Source organism: Sandaracinus amylolyticus (assembly GCF_000737325.1).
Taxonomy (GTDB): domain Bacteria; phylum Myxococcota_A; class Polyangia; order Polyangiales; family Sandaracinaceae; genus Sandaracinus; species Sandaracinus amylolyticus.
This window is the reverse complement of record NZ_CP011125.1, coordinates 5,767,951-5,783,530: the sequence shown is the minus strand read 5'-3', so window position 1 is coordinate 5,783,530 and position 15,580 is coordinate 5,767,951. Positions and strand designations below refer to the sequence as shown.

The 15,580-nt window shown below is 72.7% G+C and carries 13 protein-coding genes and 1 riboswitch; of the genes, 8 read left to right on the top strand and 5 right to left on the bottom strand.

Annotation, left to right across the window (positions count from 1 at the left end; all coding sequences use genetic code 11):
- The first annotated feature begins 42 nt into the window (after positions 1–42).
- Positions 43–1,089: a cell envelope integrity protein TolA gene (tolA, locus tag DB32_RS24405; protein ID WP_053235047.1), complete on the top strand. Its 1,047-nt coding sequence runs from the start codon at positions 43–45 to the stop codon at positions 1,087–1,089.
- 104 nt (positions 1,090–1,193) lie between these two features.
- Here tolA and DB32_RS24400 read toward each other — a convergent pair whose 3' ends face one another.
- Positions 1,194–2,306, bottom strand: coding sequence for an RtcB family protein (locus DB32_RS24400; RefSeq protein WP_053235046.1), 1,113 nt, complete (start codon positions 2,304–2,306; stop codon positions 1,194–1,196).
- Positions 2,303–2,683, bottom strand: coding sequence for a hypothetical protein (locus tag DB32_RS48485; RefSeq protein ID WP_169791538.1), 381 nt, complete (start codon positions 2,681–2,683; stop codon positions 2,303–2,305). Before DB32_RS48485 ends, DB32_RS24400 begins: the two co-directional genes overlap by 4 nt.
- A gap of 270 nt (positions 2,684–2,953) precedes the next feature.
- On the opposite strand from DB32_RS48485, the gene DB32_RS24390 reads away from it, so the two are divergent.
- The 3 genes from DB32_RS24390 to DB32_RS24380 all read left to right on the top strand — a co-directional run bounded on the left by DB32_RS24390 (position 2,954) and on the right by DB32_RS24380 (position 6,233).
- Entirely contained in the window at positions 2,954–3,571 is a 618-nt protein-coding gene (locus DB32_RS24390; RefSeq protein ID WP_053235044.1) for a hypothetical protein, read from the top strand.
- A gap of 67 nt (positions 3,572–3,638) precedes the next feature.
- The gene (locus DB32_RS24385; RefSeq protein ID WP_053235043.1) at positions 3,639–5,237 is read left to right on the top strand and encodes a peptide chain release factor 3; all 1,599 of its coding nucleotides are present in this window, start codon (positions 3,639–3,641) and stop codon (positions 5,235–5,237) included.
- A gap of 48 nt (positions 5,238–5,285) precedes the next feature.
- Positions 5,286–6,233: a serine/threonine-protein kinase gene (locus tag DB32_RS24380; protein ID WP_053235042.1), complete on the top strand. Its 948-nt coding sequence runs from the start codon at positions 5,286–5,288 to the stop codon at positions 6,231–6,233.
- A 42-nt stretch (positions 6,234–6,275) separates the two neighbouring features.
- Here DB32_RS24380 and DB32_RS24375 read toward each other — a convergent pair whose 3' ends face one another.
- Positions 6,276–7,856, bottom strand: coding sequence for a serine/threonine-protein kinase (locus DB32_RS24375; protein ID WP_053235041.1), 1,581 nt, complete (start codon positions 7,854–7,856; stop codon positions 6,276–6,278).
- Between the two features lie 5 nt (positions 7,857–7,861).
- Positions 7,862–9,355 carry a hypothetical protein gene (locus DB32_RS24370; protein WP_053235040.1) on the bottom strand — a complete coding sequence of 498 codons (1,494 nt, stop codon included), beginning with the start codon at positions 9,353–9,355 and terminating at the stop codon, positions 7,862–7,864.
- A gap of 159 nt (positions 9,356–9,514) precedes the next feature.
- A riboswitch (cobalamin riboswitch) is annotated at positions 9,515–9,721 on the top strand.
- Positions 9,722–9,837: 116 nt separating this feature from the next.
- Between DB32_RS24370 and DB32_RS24365 the strand changes: the two genes are divergently transcribed.
- From DB32_RS24365 to DB32_RS24350, 4 genes are all read left to right on the top strand, one after another.
- A complete protein-coding gene (locus DB32_RS24365; RefSeq protein ID WP_157069352.1) occupies positions 9,838–11,034 on the top strand; it encodes a hypothetical protein in 1,197 nt (398 codons plus the stop codon).
- A gap of 149 nt (positions 11,035–11,183) precedes the next feature.
- Entirely contained in the window at positions 11,184–11,933 is a 750-nt protein-coding gene (locus DB32_RS24360) for an NUDIX hydrolase (protein WP_053235038.1), read from the top strand.
- Between the two features lie 34 nt (positions 11,934–11,967).
- A complete protein-coding gene (locus DB32_RS24355) occupies positions 11,968–12,999 on the top strand; it encodes an SPFH domain-containing protein (RefSeq protein ID WP_053235037.1) in 1,032 nt (343 codons plus the stop codon).
- Position 13,000: 1 nt separating this feature from the next.
- A complete protein-coding gene (locus DB32_RS24350; protein ID WP_053235036.1) occupies positions 13,001–13,903 on the top strand; it encodes an NAD(+)/NADH kinase in 903 nt (300 codons plus the stop codon).
- Here DB32_RS24350 and DB32_RS24345 read toward each other — a convergent pair whose 3' ends face one another.
- On the bottom strand, positions 13,904–15,364 hold the full coding sequence (locus DB32_RS24345; protein ID WP_053235035.1) for a formylglycine-generating enzyme family protein: 1,461 nt from the start codon (positions 15,362–15,364) through the stop codon (positions 13,904–13,906).
- Positions 15,365–15,580 lie beyond the last annotated feature (216 nt).

The window sequence follows — 15,580 nt, the reverse complement described above, 5'->3', positions numbered from 1 at the left end:
GCGAGCAGAACCTGCGCGCGATCGCGCGTATGCTCGACGATCGTGCGGCCTCGCTCAGTCGGTACGGGTGGGTCGGAGGTACGAGCAGCGCTCGTCGGCGCGGCGCTCGCCGTCGTCGGCGCGGCGTCGGGACCGTTCACGGCGCACGCGACCGAGCCCGACGCGACGGGCACGGACCGCACGCCCGACGCGCAGGGCGAGACGACGCCGCCGCGCAGCGACGCGCGCATCGAGCCGGGACCGCGCGACGAGGGGGAGCCGCCCGAGGTCGCGCTGTTCCCCGAGGACACGCTGGGCGCGTCGGCGGGCTGGGAGCTGCGGCCCGAGCCGGCGCCGAGCACGCTCGAGGAGCAGTCGGAGGAGGACCTCGACCGCTGGATGGACCGCGAGCTGCGCGACGACGCGGTGAGCGCGGGCGCGACCGACGGCTGGTACCACGCGCTCGGGCAGTCGATGCGACGCGAGTTCCGCCCGGACCTCGACGCGATGACGCGCGAGCGCCGGGCGGGCATGGACACGCTGCAGCGCGTGGCCGACGAGCTGGGACGCTACGCGCAGCGCCCGCAGCGTCCGATCGACCCGGGCGGGGTCTCGCCGAGCACGCTCTTCGCGCGGTCGCGCGAGGACGAAGCGGTGCAGGACAGCTTCGATCAGCGCAGCCCGCTGCACGCGCCGATCACGTGGCACCGCGTCGAGCTGCGGGTGACGCACGCGCCCGACGGGACGATCCTCGCGCTGCACGTGGTGCGCACGTCGGGGATGCCGTCGATGGATCGCGCCGCGGTGGAGGCGGTGCGCGCCGGCGCGACGAGCGCGCCGCGCCCGCCGCCGCGCGTGCACGGGGAGCGCCCGAATTTCGTGAGCGAGTGGGCGTTCGAGGTGGGCGACGTCGCGCCGCACTGGAACGTGGTCGGCGGCGTCGAGGGCCCGACCGGCGAGGGGATGCAGGGCGCGGCGCTCGGGCGGGGCGTGATGCGCACGAGCGTGTCGCTGCTGCGCGTGACCGACGCGATGCACCCGAGCGTCGAAGAGCGACGCGCGGAGCGGCGGCGCGAGCGCCGCGAACGCGACGAGCGTCCGCGGCGCTGACCGCGCTCCATCCGAGAAAATTCGGCTCGCCCGCCGGTCCCTGCCGTCAGCCCGCTTCGCGTGCTCCCGTCCGGGAACCGGCGGACGAGCACTCCGGCAGGGACTCAGGCGCCCTTGTGCACGAGCACGGGGCGCATCGTGCGCAGCACGCGCACCAGCTCGCGCTGGGCCCGCATCACGCGCTTCACGTCGTGGTAGGCGGACGGCGCTTCTTCGACGAGCTGCGCGGCCATGCGCGTGTCGTACGCCACGCCGTCCATCTGTCGCGCGAGCTCGCGCGCAGACACTCGACGTCGCGCTTCGCCGCGCGTCAGCGCGCGACCTGCGCCGTGCGCGCTGCTCGCCAGCGCGGGCGCGTGGCCGCGCCCTTCCGCGTGGTGGCTCGACGTGCCCATAGAGCCCGGGACGAGCACCGGCGCACCTTCGTGCGCCGGCACCGCGCCCTTGCGATGGACCCAGAGCGGCTCGCCGTCGTGTGTCTCGCGCGCGACGGCGTCGTGGTGGCACTCGATCCACGACGCCGAGTCCGGCGTCGCGTGGGTGTGCGTCGCGACGATCTCGGCGACGCGATCCGCGATGATGCGACGGCTCGCTCGCGCATAGGCGAGCGCGACGTCGAGGTCGTGCAGGTACGCGCGTCCTTCGTCGCTGTCCGCGTCGAGGCACGCGAAGCGCTCGAGATCGCGCGGCGCGCGCGCGACGTGCGCCTCCTGGATGGCGGGCCCGAGCGCGCGCGAGCCAGAGTGCACCATCAGCCAGAGCGCGCCGTCGGCTTCGTCTTCCTGGAGCTCGACGAAGTGGTTGCCGCGCCCGAGCGTGCCGAGCTGCACCGCGCCGTCGCGCGCGCGGATGCGCTCGAGCGCGCTCGTCGAGAGCGGCGGGCCCTCGAGAGCTCGCGTGGGCCCGCGGTGGGTCGGCACCGCGCGCGAGAGATCCGCGAGCACGCGCGCCGCGATCCGAGGATCACGCACGCGCTCGGCGGACGTACCGAGGGACATCGCGGCCACGCCGCAGCCGAGGTCGGAGCCGAGCAGCTCCGGCCTCAGCGTGCGGCGCGTCGCGATCGCAGTGCCGACGCATGCATCGCCGGCGAGGTGCACGTCGGGCATCACGGCGATGCGCACGACGTCGGGCGCGCGCGCGGCGCGCTCGAGGAAGCGGCGGACGTCCGCCGCGAGCGGCCCCGCGGACCAGATCGCGATGGGCGCGAGCGTCATCGCACCTCGTCTTCGGTCTTCGTGATCGCGTCGGCGTCGACCGTGGCGAGGACCACGAAGCCGAGCTCGGGCGCTCGCTTGCGGTTCACCTCGGTCGCGATCTCGCGCCGCAGGTAGGCGCGTGCTTCGGAGAGCGCCTCGCGCACCGACTCGCAGGCGTCGGCGGGCGCGGAGATCACCGCGAGCAGGTGGGCGTCGTCCGGGTTGGGGACGACCTCCATCAGACGCGCGTCGTCGAGGCGCGCGTCGTCGGCGCTCGCGAGGGCGAGCGAGAGGGCCTCGAAGGCCGCTGCATGCATCTTCTTGGAACGAGGATCGGACTCGGACGGGAACGCAGGACCGGCGCCGCGGGCGCGGCGCGGAGAACGCTTGCTCATGGAGGATCACCGTGGGCACGGATGGGTCACGTCGCGCGTCGTACGCATCGGCGTGGACCATCCACGACGAGCGCAGAGGCGCGCAGCTCCGCGCGAGGCCCGCGGGTCCTGTCGAGCGCGGCTCGAGCTCCTCAGGAGCGAGCGCGGCGGTTCGACGTGCCGGCGAGGCGCGACGCGGAGCGGTGTGACGCAAGAAGCACGGCGAGCCTCCTTTCCGGTGAGAGCGCCGGAAGATGCGCGGGCACGTGCTCGCACGCAAGCTCGTCAGCGATGGGCGTGTTCGTCCTTCGATTCGCGTTCGAGCTCGAGGCGCCGTCGTTCGACGACGTGGAGCGAGCGTTCCGGGCCGAGATCGGCCGGGGCCTCACGCACGTGGAGCCGGGGGCGCGGCACGGCGCGAGCCCGACGTTCCGCATTCGCGACGCGGAGGGATTCGTGCTCGTGGAGCAGCGCGGCGGCGAGTGGGTGCTGCACGCCGACATGCATCGCAGCGGCCCGCTTCCTCTCGCGCAGGACGTGCTTCGCGCGCTCGGCGGTCACCACCCACCTCGCAGCGCCGGCACCCCGCAGCAGCGCGATTTCGGCGAGGAGTGGTACGGCTGGTTGTTCGAAGGGGGCGATGTCCAGATGCGCACGGCGACGCACGCGGTCCGGGTGTGGCACGGGTTCCTCTCGCGCCTCGAAGAGCTCGCTCGGACTGACCTTGTCTCGATGCTCGAGGCTCGCGACGTCGCGGCATTCGAGCGCGCGCTGAGCGCGATCCCGCCCGAGGCGCTCGCCGACGGCCCGTTCGCAGACGCGCTCCCGCGCGTCCACGCCGAGCTCCTCACGTTCCTCGCCGGTGCGCGTGCGTCGCACCTCCTGGTCGACGTCCAGCTCGATGCGTGACCGTCGCCCTCGTGCGTCTCGCGGGTTCTTGCCCTAGATTCGCCCGCTTCCAACCGAGCTGCAGCCGATGCCCCACGAGTTCGAGCGGCGACGCACGTTCGCCATCATCGCCCACCCCGACGCGGGCAAGACCACGCTCACCGAGAAGCTGCTGCTCTACGGAGGCGCGATCCACACCGCGGGCGCGGTCCACGCGCGCAAGGCGCAGCGCGCCGCGACGTCCGACTGGATGGAGCTCGAGCGCAAGCGCGGCATCTCGATCACCAGCTCGGTGCTGCAGTTCGAGTACGGCGGCATCCGCTACAACCTGCTCGACACGCCGGGCCACCAGGACTTCAGCGAGGACACGTACCGCACGCTGACCGCGGCCGACTGCGCGATCATGCTCATCGACGCGGCGAAGGGCGTCGAGGAGCAGACGAAGAAGCTCTTCCACGTGTGCCGCCAGCGCGGCACGCCCATCGTCACGTTCGTGAACAAGCTCGATCGCCCGGCGCGCGATCCCTTCGCGCTGATGAGCGAGATCGAGGAAGTGCTCGGCATGCGCACCGTGCCGCGCACCTGGCCGATCGGCTCGGGCGAGGACTTCAAGGGCGTCTACGACGTCGACAGCAAGGGTGTGCTCACGTTCGATCGCACCGCGAAGAACGCGTCGCGCGTGCCGATGCAGACGAGCGGCATCGACGATCCGAAGATCGATCAGCTCGTGGGCGAGCAGCTCGCGAAGAACTTCCGCGACGAGGTCGAGCTCGTCACCGGCGCGGGCGACTCGTTCGATCAGGAGCGCTTCCTGAAGGGCGAGATCTCGCCGGTGTTCTTCGGCAGCGCGCTCACGAACTTCGGCGTCGAGCCGTTCCTCGAGGCGTTCCAGGACATCTGCCCGCAGCCCGGCGCGCGCGTGACGAACGTGGGGAAGGTCGAGCCCGGCGAGGATCGCTTCGCGGCGTTCGTCTTCAAGGTCCAGGCGAACATGGACCCGAACCATCGCGATCGGATCGCGTTCGTGCGCATCGTCTCGGGCAAGTTCGAGAGCGGCATGTGGGTCAACCACTACCGGCTCGGAAAGCAGATCCGGCTCGCGCGCGCCGAGCAGCTCTTCGCGCAGGAGCGCCAGACCGTGCACGAGGCGTGGGCCGGCGACGTCGTCGGCCTTCACGACCCCGGGATCTTCCGCATCGGCGACACGCTCTCGACCGGCTCGCCTCCGGTCGCGATCGACGCGGTGCCGCGCTTCTCGCCGGAGTTCTTCGCGCGCGCGACGCTGCTCGATCCGCTCAAGCGCAAGCAGATGCAGAAGGGCATCGACGAGCTCGCGGAGGAAGGCACGCTGCAGCTCTTCTTCCAGCCCGGGCGCGAGAAGGATCCGATCCTCGGCGTGGTCGGCGTGCTGCAGTTCGAGGTGCTCGCGTACCGGCTCCAGCACGAGTACGGCGCGAAGGTGACGCTCGATCGCCTGCCGTACTCGTTCGCGCGCTGGGTCGACGGCGCGAAGGACACGAAGGAGCTCGAAGCGCGCCGCATCCCGCTCGCGGTGACCGACATCGACGGCAAGCCCGTCGCGCTGCTCCGCGACGAGTGGGAGCTGCTGCGCATGCAGCGCGACAACGAGCAGTGGAAGTTCCTCGAGACCGCGCCGATCGGAGCGGGCTCGGCCGCCACCGACTGAGGCCTTCGATCGTGGTGGGTGGGCACCCCGCGCTTATGTGATCCGAGCGTGGAGCCCACTCACACGACGCAACCCATCCCCGACCGCATCGCGCACTTCCGCGTTCGCGAGAAGCTCGGCGAGGACGCGTTCGGCGCGATCTATCTCGGCGACGACGAGAACGATCGCGAGCGCGGCCCGCTGCGCATCCGCGTGCTGCCCGAGAGCGTGCACCTCGAGCCCGATCGTCGTGCTCGGCTGATCGCCGACGCGCAGCGCGCGATGGCGATCGATCATCCGGGGCTCGCCGCGATCTACGACGTCGGCGACGATCCGCGCGGCCTCTATCTCGTCTCGGCGCCGGTGAAGGGGCGCACGCTGCGCGCGTTCGTCGAGGACGCGAAGCAGGTCGATCTCGCGGAGACGCTGCGCATCGCGCAGGAGCTGACGAGCGCGCTCGGCGCGGTGCACCGCGAGGGGCTCGTGCACGGCGTGCTCTCCGACGAGCGCGTGCTGCTCGACGACGCGGGGCGCGTGCACGTGATCGATCTCGGGCTCGCGGAGCTGGTTCGTCCCGTCGCGAGCGCCGAAGCGGACGCGGTGAAGCCCGACGAGGCGCGCCGCGTGCTCGACGCGCGCACGGACGTGTACGCGATCGCGGCGATGATCTACGAGGCGCTCACCGGGACGCGCGTGAGCACCAACGAGCTCTCGAGCGATCCGCCCGAGCAGCTCCCGGCGCTCCCGCCCGCGATGCACGCGAAGACCCCGTCGTCGCTCGTGACGCTGCTGCAGCGCGCGACGTCGCGCGATCGCGCGGAGCGCCCGGAGGACGCGGATCGCTTCCAGGCCGCGCTCGCGCAGATCGATCTGCCGACCGAGCCGCTCGGCGAGCAGATCGCGGAGACGCGCAAGGACGTGCTGAAGGGCACGTCGAACGCGTGGATCGTCGGCGCGTCGGTCGCGATCGCGCTGGTCCTCACGTTCGTGCTGGTGCTGGTGATCGGCGGGACGTGAGCGCGCGAGGAGGCCGCTCCCGCGGCCTCCGAGAGCCGACCCTCAGCGGCGTCGGCCGCCGCGACGTTTGGCCGGACGCCGGGTGCCGCGGCGCTTCGTCGCGCGCTGCTTCGTGCCGCGGCGCGGCTCGTCGACCTCGTCCTCTTCGCTCGCGGGGCCGGCGTCGTAGCCGGCGTCGAGCCCCGACGTGCTCGGCACCTGCGTCGTGCCGAGCGCCACGCCGGCGTCGAGCGCGCTCGCCCGCGCGCCGATCCCCGCGTCGATCATCGCCGAGGCCGCGGTCGCGCCGATCGCGCTCGGCTCCTCGTCGGTGCCGGCGTTCGCGAGCCACACCCACGCGAACGTCGCGCCGGTCGCGGCCGCGAGCGCGAGCGCGAGGAGCGACGTGAAGCGCGACGGCGAGCCCGTCGGCGCGGGCGGCGGCGGGCGCGTGCTCGAGTACGGGCTCTGCGCGGGCATCGCCGCGAGCGTCGGCGCGTCGGCGAGCGCGACGCGCTCCTGCGAGCTCAGCGCGGGATCGCTCGCGACCACCGCGGCGCGGCGCGCGGTCGAGTCGTCGCGCGACTCGCGCTGGCTCGGGCGCGTGTTCGTGCTGGGGCGGGGCGGCAGCGCGGGGTTCACGCGCGCGCCGCTCGCGGTCGAGCGCGGACGCGGACGACGAAGGTTGCCGGTCGGCGTCGACAGGCGCGGGTAGGGGGCGCTGCCCGACGAGCCCGGCCCGTCGGTGTTGGGCAGCGGCATCTCGGAGAGGCTGGTGAGCCCCGAGCCGGGATCGTGGAACGCGCCGCCCCAGAGATCGACGAGCGCGCTGCGCATCTCGCGCGCGTTCGGGAAGCGCTCCTCGCGGTTCTTCGACATCGCGCGCTCGATGACCTCGACGAGCTCGTCGGGCGCATCGGGGCGGTGCGCGCGGACCGGCGTCGGAGGATCGCGCGCGATCATCGCGATCAGATCGCCGACGAGCTCCGACTCGTACGGCATGCGCGCCGCGATCATCTCGTAGAGGATCACGCCCATCGAGTAGATGTCGGTGCGCGCGTCGAGATCGGTCTGACCGCGCGCCTGCTCGGGCGACATGTAATCGGGCGTGCCCATCAGGGTGCCCTCGATCGTCATGTCGGTGCGGCCCGCGCGACGCGAGAGACCGAAGTCGAGCAGCTTCGGGAAGCGCCCGTCCTCGTCGTCGATGAGGAAGATGTTGTCGGGCTTGAGATCGCGATGGACGATCCCGGCGTCGTGCACCGCGCTCAGGCCGCGCAGCGTGAGCGACGCGAGGCGTGCGGCCTCGTCGAAGTCGAGCGGTCCGATGTTCGCGAGATAGTCCGCGAGCGACTCGCCGACGAGACGCTCCATGACCATGTAGGGCACGTCGTCGTCGGTGAACCCGAAGTCGTTGATGTCGACGACGTTGCGGTGCTTCACCGACGCCGCGACGCGCGCCTCGCGCAGGAACCGCTGCGCGACCTCGCTGTCCTTCGGCGCCGTGCGATGCAGGAACTTCACCGCGAGCATGCTGCCGAGCGCGACGTGCTCGGCCTCCCACACGCTCGCCATGCCGCCCTCGCCGATCTTGCGGACGAGACGGTAGCGATCTCCGATGATTGCGCCTTCGACCTGCGGCATCTCGATCAGGGCACCGGGGCGGGAGGAGGAGCGTCGAGCAACCGGACCTGATCCACGAGCAGGCTGTTGCAGAGGTCGACGGGATCTTCGAGCGCTTCGTCCTCGGGCAGACACGCCGAGTGGTCGCTCGGGCACACCACGACGTCGCGGCCTTCGCCATCCGCGGCGGTCACGGTGCGGATGCGGCGGCGCAGCACGCCGCGGCGCGCGAGCGGCCACACGAGCAGGCCGCTCTCGGGGCCCTCGGGCAGGAACGCGCCGGTGCCCATGCCCGAGAGCTCGTCGGGGAAGAGCGGCGCCGACGCCACGCGGATGCGGATCGCCTCCTCGGAGTCGAGATCGACCACGTAGAGCGCGTCGTCGAGCGTCTCCTCGATGCTCCCCGCGCTCACGAACGCGGCCGCACGACCTGGCAGCGGCACGAGCCCGCGCGAGGGCAACGTCGCGAAGAACGACTGCGAGGACCACACGTTCTCGAGCGTCACCACTGGCTCGCGCTCGGCGTCGTCGGGATCGCGCTCGACGAGGAGCTCCACGATGCCTGCGCTCTCCGCGCGCGTCGTCACGTCGCCGCCGACGCCGCGGCACGCGACGACGAGGCGCACGACGTTCGTCGGATCGCTCGTGGGATCGAGGCTCGGCGCGACCTCGGCGCAGCGGAAGAGCTCCTGATCGGTCGCGTCGTAGCGGAACGTGCCCACCACGCGACGCCCTGCGGGATCGACGATCGCGAGCGCGGCGGGCGCGACGAGATCGTTGCCCTCGGCCGAGCCCTGCGCCTGGTAACCGTCGAGCCCGACGTAGAGGCGATCGAAGCGCGGCACCATGCGCTCGGGGCGCGGCGGCGCGCCCTCGACGGTGCCGATCAGCGAGATCGAGTCGACGACCGCGCCGCCCTCGTCGTTCTCGGGATCGAGCTCGAAGACGAGCACGTCCTGGCCGAACGCGGTCTCGCCATCGACGCCCGGCGCGCGCAGCGCATAGAGCGTGTCGACGTCCTCGTCGTCCGGGGTCTCGCTCGCGAACGACACGAACAGATCGAGCACCTGACCGCCGCTCGCCTCGGGGCGCGCGAGGAGCATCGGCGTGGTCCGCAGCTCTTGGGGCGGCGAGGTGTCGAACGGGAAGCGCACGAGCTCGCGGCCGTAACGCGCCGTCGCGATCGTCAGGCCGCCGCCGGGCAGCTGCGTCCAGGGCATGCGCCCGTCGAGCCCGATGCCGATCGTCGCGAGCTGATCCTCCCACTCGTACGTCGCGTCGAGCCAGATGTCGGTGAGCTCGGCGGGGTCGTCGGCCTCGGGGAATTCGATCGGCGTGCCGACCTCGTCGAGCAACGTGATCTCGGTGCGCGTCTCGTCGTACGCGAGCACACCGAAACGAGGCGTGACGCCATCGGGAACGGGGGCACGATCGCTCGTCTCGCAGATCCTCGGGCAGCCGGTCGCGAGCAGCGCGAGCGCGGTCGCCAGGACCGCGACCCACGTGCGGGTCCAACGCATGGGCCCGAGTGTCGCCTCCGCGGGCGCGCGACGCCAGCACGTCTTGCGTGGGGGGTGGTGCTCGGGTAGGACGCGGCCCTCGGTCGCCGCACGGCGACCGCGTTCGTCATTGACAAATCCTTCGCGCGCACGGTCGCGGCACGCTCGGTCAGGGCGCGCCGCGTGGAAGCGACGGGCACCTGCTCGTCGCGGAAGAGGGAAGCCGGTGAGAAGCCGGCGCGGCCCCCGCCACTGTGACCGGGGACGGCGCGGACGCGGTGCGAGCGCACCGAGTCACCACTGCGCGTGCTCGTCGTGTGAGCGGCGGGGCGCGGCGGGAAGGTGGTCCGCGACGGACGATCCGGGAGCCAGGAGACCTGCCGTGTGCGCGGCGCGTGCGCTCGATCGGGGTGGATCGGGCGACGGTTCGCTCGATCGCGATCGTGATCGGCGCACGCGTGTGCGAACGGGCCCGCGGGGACGGGCTCCGGACGGAGCGCGTGATGGATCGAGCGAGGCTGAGTGGTTGGAGTGGGCTCTTCGCGGCCCTCGTGATCGCGACGGGGTGCGGCGACGACGACGGCGTGACGCCTGCGTCGGACGCGGGCACGGACGCGCAGGTCGTGCAAGGCGACGCGCAGGCGCCGGTCGACGCGTACGTCGCGCCGGACGCGTGGGTCGCGCCCGATGCGTGGGTCGCGCCGTGTGATCCGGCGTGCGCCGAGGGCGAGGCGTGCCTGCGCGGCGTGTGCGTCGCGACGTGCGGCGGGGACGTCGCGGCGATGGACGCGGCGCTCGCGGACGGCCTCGTGCCGGTCGCGAACGTGTGCCGCGCGGTGAGCGGGCCGATCGAAGTGGTCGTGCCCGAGGGGGGCGCGATGCCGCGCGTGTACGAGGTCACGGCGGAGACGGTGGGCACGACGACGACGTTCACGCTGTCGCGCTGGACGCTCGATCCGAGCGGGAGCGCGCCGGCGCCCGAGACCGTCGCGACGACGACGCACGAAGGGCACGCGGCGGACGCGCTCTATCCGGGCGGCTACGTCGCGGTGAGCCCGGACGAGGCGCGCGCGATCTTCGGGTACACGACGGGCGACGCGGGCTTCGTCGGCGGAGTGTTCGAGATCGACGTCTCCGCGGGCGGCACGAGCGAGGTCGCTGCGAACGGGAACTACGACGGCGAGTGGCTCGATGCGACGCGCTTCGTGATCAACGGCCTGGCGATCGCGGGATCGGACGGGAGCTCGCAGGGGCTCTACCTCCGCGACGTGAGCGCGACCACGGCGCGCCGCGCGGTCGGCGAGATGGGCGACTGGAGCGGAAGCGTCGCGCGCATCGGCGACGTCGTCGTCGCCGGAGCGGGATCGGCGGGCAGCGGCAATCGCGTGTACGTGCTGGACCTCGCGGCGTTGCTCGCGGCGACGGATCCGATCTCGGCGGCCACCGGCTCCCTCGCGCAATTCGCCGCGCCGAGCACGTTCACGGCGATCGGGGGCATGCGGCTCGCGAGCGAGGCGCGCGACGAGTCGTGGAACCTCGTGGGCCTCGAGGCCCGCACGCTGCGGCACACCGATGGTGTCTGGACCCTCGACGAGCCGGTCCGTCTCGCGACCGGCGCCGTGTTCAGCGGGCTCGTCGCGGTCGGCGAGGATCGGATCCTGCTGCGGCACGAGCGCGGTCTTCTCCTCGTCGCGGACTGACGCCGGGTCGCCGGAGCACCGAGCGGGACGAAAGGCGGACGCGTGCTCGTGTCCGCCTCCGCTCGGAGCTCATCTCGTCGCAGGTCATTGACTAAGATGCGTCTTGCATCCAAGGTTCGATGCATGATGCAGCGAAGGTCGCGGCCGCGATGACGAAGCGAGCACGCTCCGATCAGGAAGACGACGGCGAGGTCCCCGAGGGCTACGACGTCTCGCGCTTCGAGCGGCCCTCGGTCGCGGTCGACGTCGCGCTGCTCACGGTCGACGAGGGCGCGCTGCGCACGCTCCTGCTTCGTCGTGACGCGGCGCCGTACCGCGGACGCTGGGCGCTGCCCGGTGGGTTCGTCGGCATGGACGAGGCGCTCGACGACGCGGCGGCGCGCGTGATCGAGCAGAAGACCGGGATCCGCCGGGTGTTCCTCGAGCAGCTCTACACGTTCGGCGCGCCGAAGCGCGATCCGCGCACCCGCGTGATCACCGTCGCGCACTACGCGCTCGTCGATCCCGCGCGCCTCGCCGAAGCGCGCGAGGAGACGCGCGTCGCGACGCTGGAAGTGCCCTGGGAGGGCGAGACCGGAGGGCCCGTCGACGCGATCGGCGCGGACGGTCGCGCGCTCCCGCTCGCGTTCGATCACGCCGACATCCTCGGGATGGCCGTGAAGCGCGTGCGCGGGAAGCTCGACTACACGCCGATCGGGTTCCAGCTGCTGCCCGAGCGCTTCACGCTCGCGGGGCTGCAGCGCGTGCACGAGACCGTGCTCGGTCGCCCGCTCAACAAGGACTCGTTCCGCCGCCGGATGCTCGCCTCGGGGCAGCTCGAGGCGACCGGCGATCTGCAGACCGGCGTCGATCACCGGCCTGCCGAGCTCTATCGGTTCGCGCGTCGCTCCGCCGTGTGATCGGCGCGCTCTCTCGCTCGCGAAGGAGGTTCCCGTGGCCGACATCCGCAGCTTCGTGCTCGTGCGTCACCTGCGCGCCGAGAGCAGCTCGCACGTGCTGCTCTACAAGCGCGGCTCGCTCGTGAAGAGCGGTCGTGGCCTCGCGTTCTGGTTCTTCCCGATGACGGCGTCCATCGCCGAGGTGCCGGTCGACGATCGCGAGCTGCCCCTCGCGATGCGCGCGCGCTCGTCGGACTTCCAGGACGTCACGGTGCAGGGCGTCCTCACGTACCGCGTGATCGATCCCGCGGCGCTCGCGGAGCACGTCGACTTCTCGATCGACACGCAGCGCGGCGTGCACCTCGAGCAGCCGCTCGAGAAGATCGCGCTGCACGTCGCGCAGCTCGCGCAGCAGCACGCGTCGGAGTGGATCGGGCGCACGCCGCTGCGCGAGGTGTTGCGCGAGGGGCCGGCGACGGTGCGCGAGCGGGTGCACGCTGCGCTCGCGTCCGACGAAGGCATCGCGCAGATGGGGCTCGGCGTCGCGAGCGTGCGCATCTCGTCGATCGCGCCGACGCCCGATCTCGAGCGCGCGCTCGAGGCGCCGATGCGCGAGCGGATCCAGCAGGAGGCCGACGAGGCGGCGTTCGCGCGACGCGCGCTCGCGGTCGAGAAGGAGCGCGCCATCCAGGAGAACGAGCTGCAGAACCAGATCGAGCTCGCGCGTCGCGAGGAGCAGCTGATCTCGCAGCGCGGCGCGAACGGCAAGCGCCAGGCGACCGAAGAGGCCGAGGCGAAGCGCATCGCGAGCGACGCCGAGGCCGCGCGCCTGCGCACGAGCTCGGACGCGCAGGCCGCGTCGATCCGCGCGGTCGACGGCGCGAAGGTCGAGATGGAGCGCGAGCGCATGGCGATCCAGAAGGAGGTCCCGCCGGCGGTGCTCGCCGCGCTCGCCGCGCGCGAGCTCGCGACGAAGCTGCAGCGCATCGACCACCTGCACGTCGGCGCCGACGCGCTCGGCCCGATGCTCACCGAGCTCGCGACGGCGGGGACGCGCGCGCTCGAGGCGAAGAACCAGGCGCGCTGACATGGGCAGCACCCCGCGGGTGGTCGTGGTCACGCGGCCCACCGACTTCGAGGAGCTGATGGCGCGTCACGGCACGCGCGAGCAGGCGCGCTTCTTCCTCGAGCAGCGCGATCAGAAGATCGACGAGGTCGAGGCGCGCCACCGCGCGCTCGAGCAGGTGCTGACGCGCGTGTCGCAGCAGATCCCGCTGCGCTGGCGGCGCGCTCGCGTTCCGCGGGCCGAGCTCTCGCGGTTCGTGTGGGAGCCCGAGGATCTCGTCGTCGCGGTGGGGCAGGACGGGCTCGTGCCGAACGTCGCGAAGTACCTCGACGGGCAGCGCGTGATCGGCGTGAACCCCGAGCCGGCGCGCGTCGCGGGCGTGCTCGTGCGGCACGAGGTGGACGCGCTCGAGCTCGTGCTGCGGCGCACGGTCGAGCAGCGCGCGGTGATCGAGGCGCGCACGATGGTCGAGGCGCGCCTCGACGATGGTCAGCGCCTGCTCGCGCTCAACGAGATCTACGTCGGACACCGCACGCACCAGTCCGCGCGCTACCGCATCGTGCGCGAGCGCGCGACGGAGCGTCACTCGAGCTCGGGGCTGATCGTCGCGACCGGCACGGGCTCGACCGGGTGGGCACGATCGATCGCGCGCGAGCGCGCGACGAAGCTCGCGCTGCCGGCGCCGACCGAGGCGTGCCTCGCGTTCTTCGTGCGCGAGGCGTGGCCCAGCCCCGCGACGGGAACGTCGATCACGGAAGGGCTCGTCGAGGGCTCGGCGCGCCTCGAGATCACGAGCGAGATGAACGAAGGCGGCGTGCTCTTCGGCGACGGGATCGAGGATGATCGCGTCGCGTTCGGCTGGGGCCTCCGCGCGCGGCTCGGCGTCGCGCGCGAGCGACTTCAGCTCGTCGTCGGCGCGCGCTGATCAGCGCACGCAGCGGAAGCCGATCGCGGGGTACGCGCCGTCGCTCTCGAGCGCGCCGCGCGCCGCGCCCATCAGCGAGCTGACGAACAGCGCCGGATACCCACCGCCGCGCACCGTGACCTCGAGATCCTCGCCGGTGCGGCGGCACAGCGGATCGAGCGGCATCGTGCCGCGCCAGCAGCCGCCCTCGCCGACGCCGTAGAAGTCGTAGTGATCCGCGGTGAACTCGGTGACGTTGCCGATCTGATCGAACACACCCGCGACGGGCGCGAACGCGCCGACCTCGCGCGTCCACGCGTCGTCGTCGCCGGCGCACTCGAACGCCTGCGCGCGATCGCAGCGGCCGCCGGCCGCGCCGTCCGGCGGCTCGTCGCCCCACGCGAAGTCGCGACCGGGTGCGAGCCCGCCGAGCGCGTGCCCACGCGCCGCGAATTCCCACTCCGCCTCGGTGGGCAAGCGTCCGCCGTCCCACGCGCAGAACGCGAGCGCGGTCGACCACGTCACGCAGTTCATCGGATGCGCCTCGAGCGCGCCCGGCGTCGCCGACCAGTTGCACTGCGGCTCGAAGTCGCGATCCAGGGGATCGACCACGGGACCGTCGAGCGCGAGGCTGCGGCCGCCGGGGTACGCGACCGGGGCGCTCGGAGCGGGATGTCCCGCGTCCCAGAACGCGCGGAAGCGCGCGACGGTGACCTCGTACGCATCGATCACGAACGGGCTCACGCGGACGCCGGGCTGCACCGGGAACGCACCGGTGCCGCCCGACGACGCCGCTTCTTCGTCGCCCATCGCGAACGTGCCGCCGGGCATCGCCACGAGCTCGCACCCGCGACCGCGCCCGATCGCGTCACAGCTCCGCGGCCAGGGCGCGCACTCGCCGCGATCGCAGAGCGCGGCCTCGCCGCACGTCGCGCGCTCGCCGCATCGACAGCCCTCGTGCGTGCACGTCTCGTCGTGCGTGCACGCCGGTGTGCACGTCGGACCGGCGTCGACACCGGCGTCGGGGAAGGGCGGCAGGTCGTCGAGCTCGTCGCCGGGCGCGACGCGATCGAGCTCCGCGACCGGGATCGCCAGCGCCACGCACGTGCCGGCGCGGCACGTCATCGCATCGCCGCACGCGCGCCCGACGCACGACGCTTCGAGGCGCACCACGACGCGGCGCGTCTCGCCGCGGACGAAGGGCACGATCGCGCGCGCGCCGACCACGATCGCGTCGGCGTCGTCGAGCGCCGCCGCGGCAATCGTGACCGATTGGTCAGCATGCTCGTCGCGCGCGCGCACCCCGAACGAGAAGGGCAGGCCCGCGGCGGTGACGTCCACGTCGCGCCGTTCGTCGTCGATCTCCAGGCGAACGCGGGCGATCCGCGACGCGTCGAGATCGGACTCGACCACCACGATCAGCTGCGTGACCGGCGAGTGGCAGGCGCTCGCGACGAGCGCGATCAGCGACGCGGCCAGCACGGATCGGGACGAAGAGCGGCGCGCGGATCGCATGCGAGCGAGAGACCTCTATACTCGCGCGCGCGGTCGGTGGCCAAGCCGCGCGAGCGCGCGAGGGAGACGTTCGATGTTCGCGAGCCGAGGGGGAGTCAGGGGCGTCGTCGCCGGGGGGCGTGCGAGCGCCGCGGTGGCAGTGCTCGTGGTGCTGGCGGCCGGCGCGTGCAGCACCGGAGATGG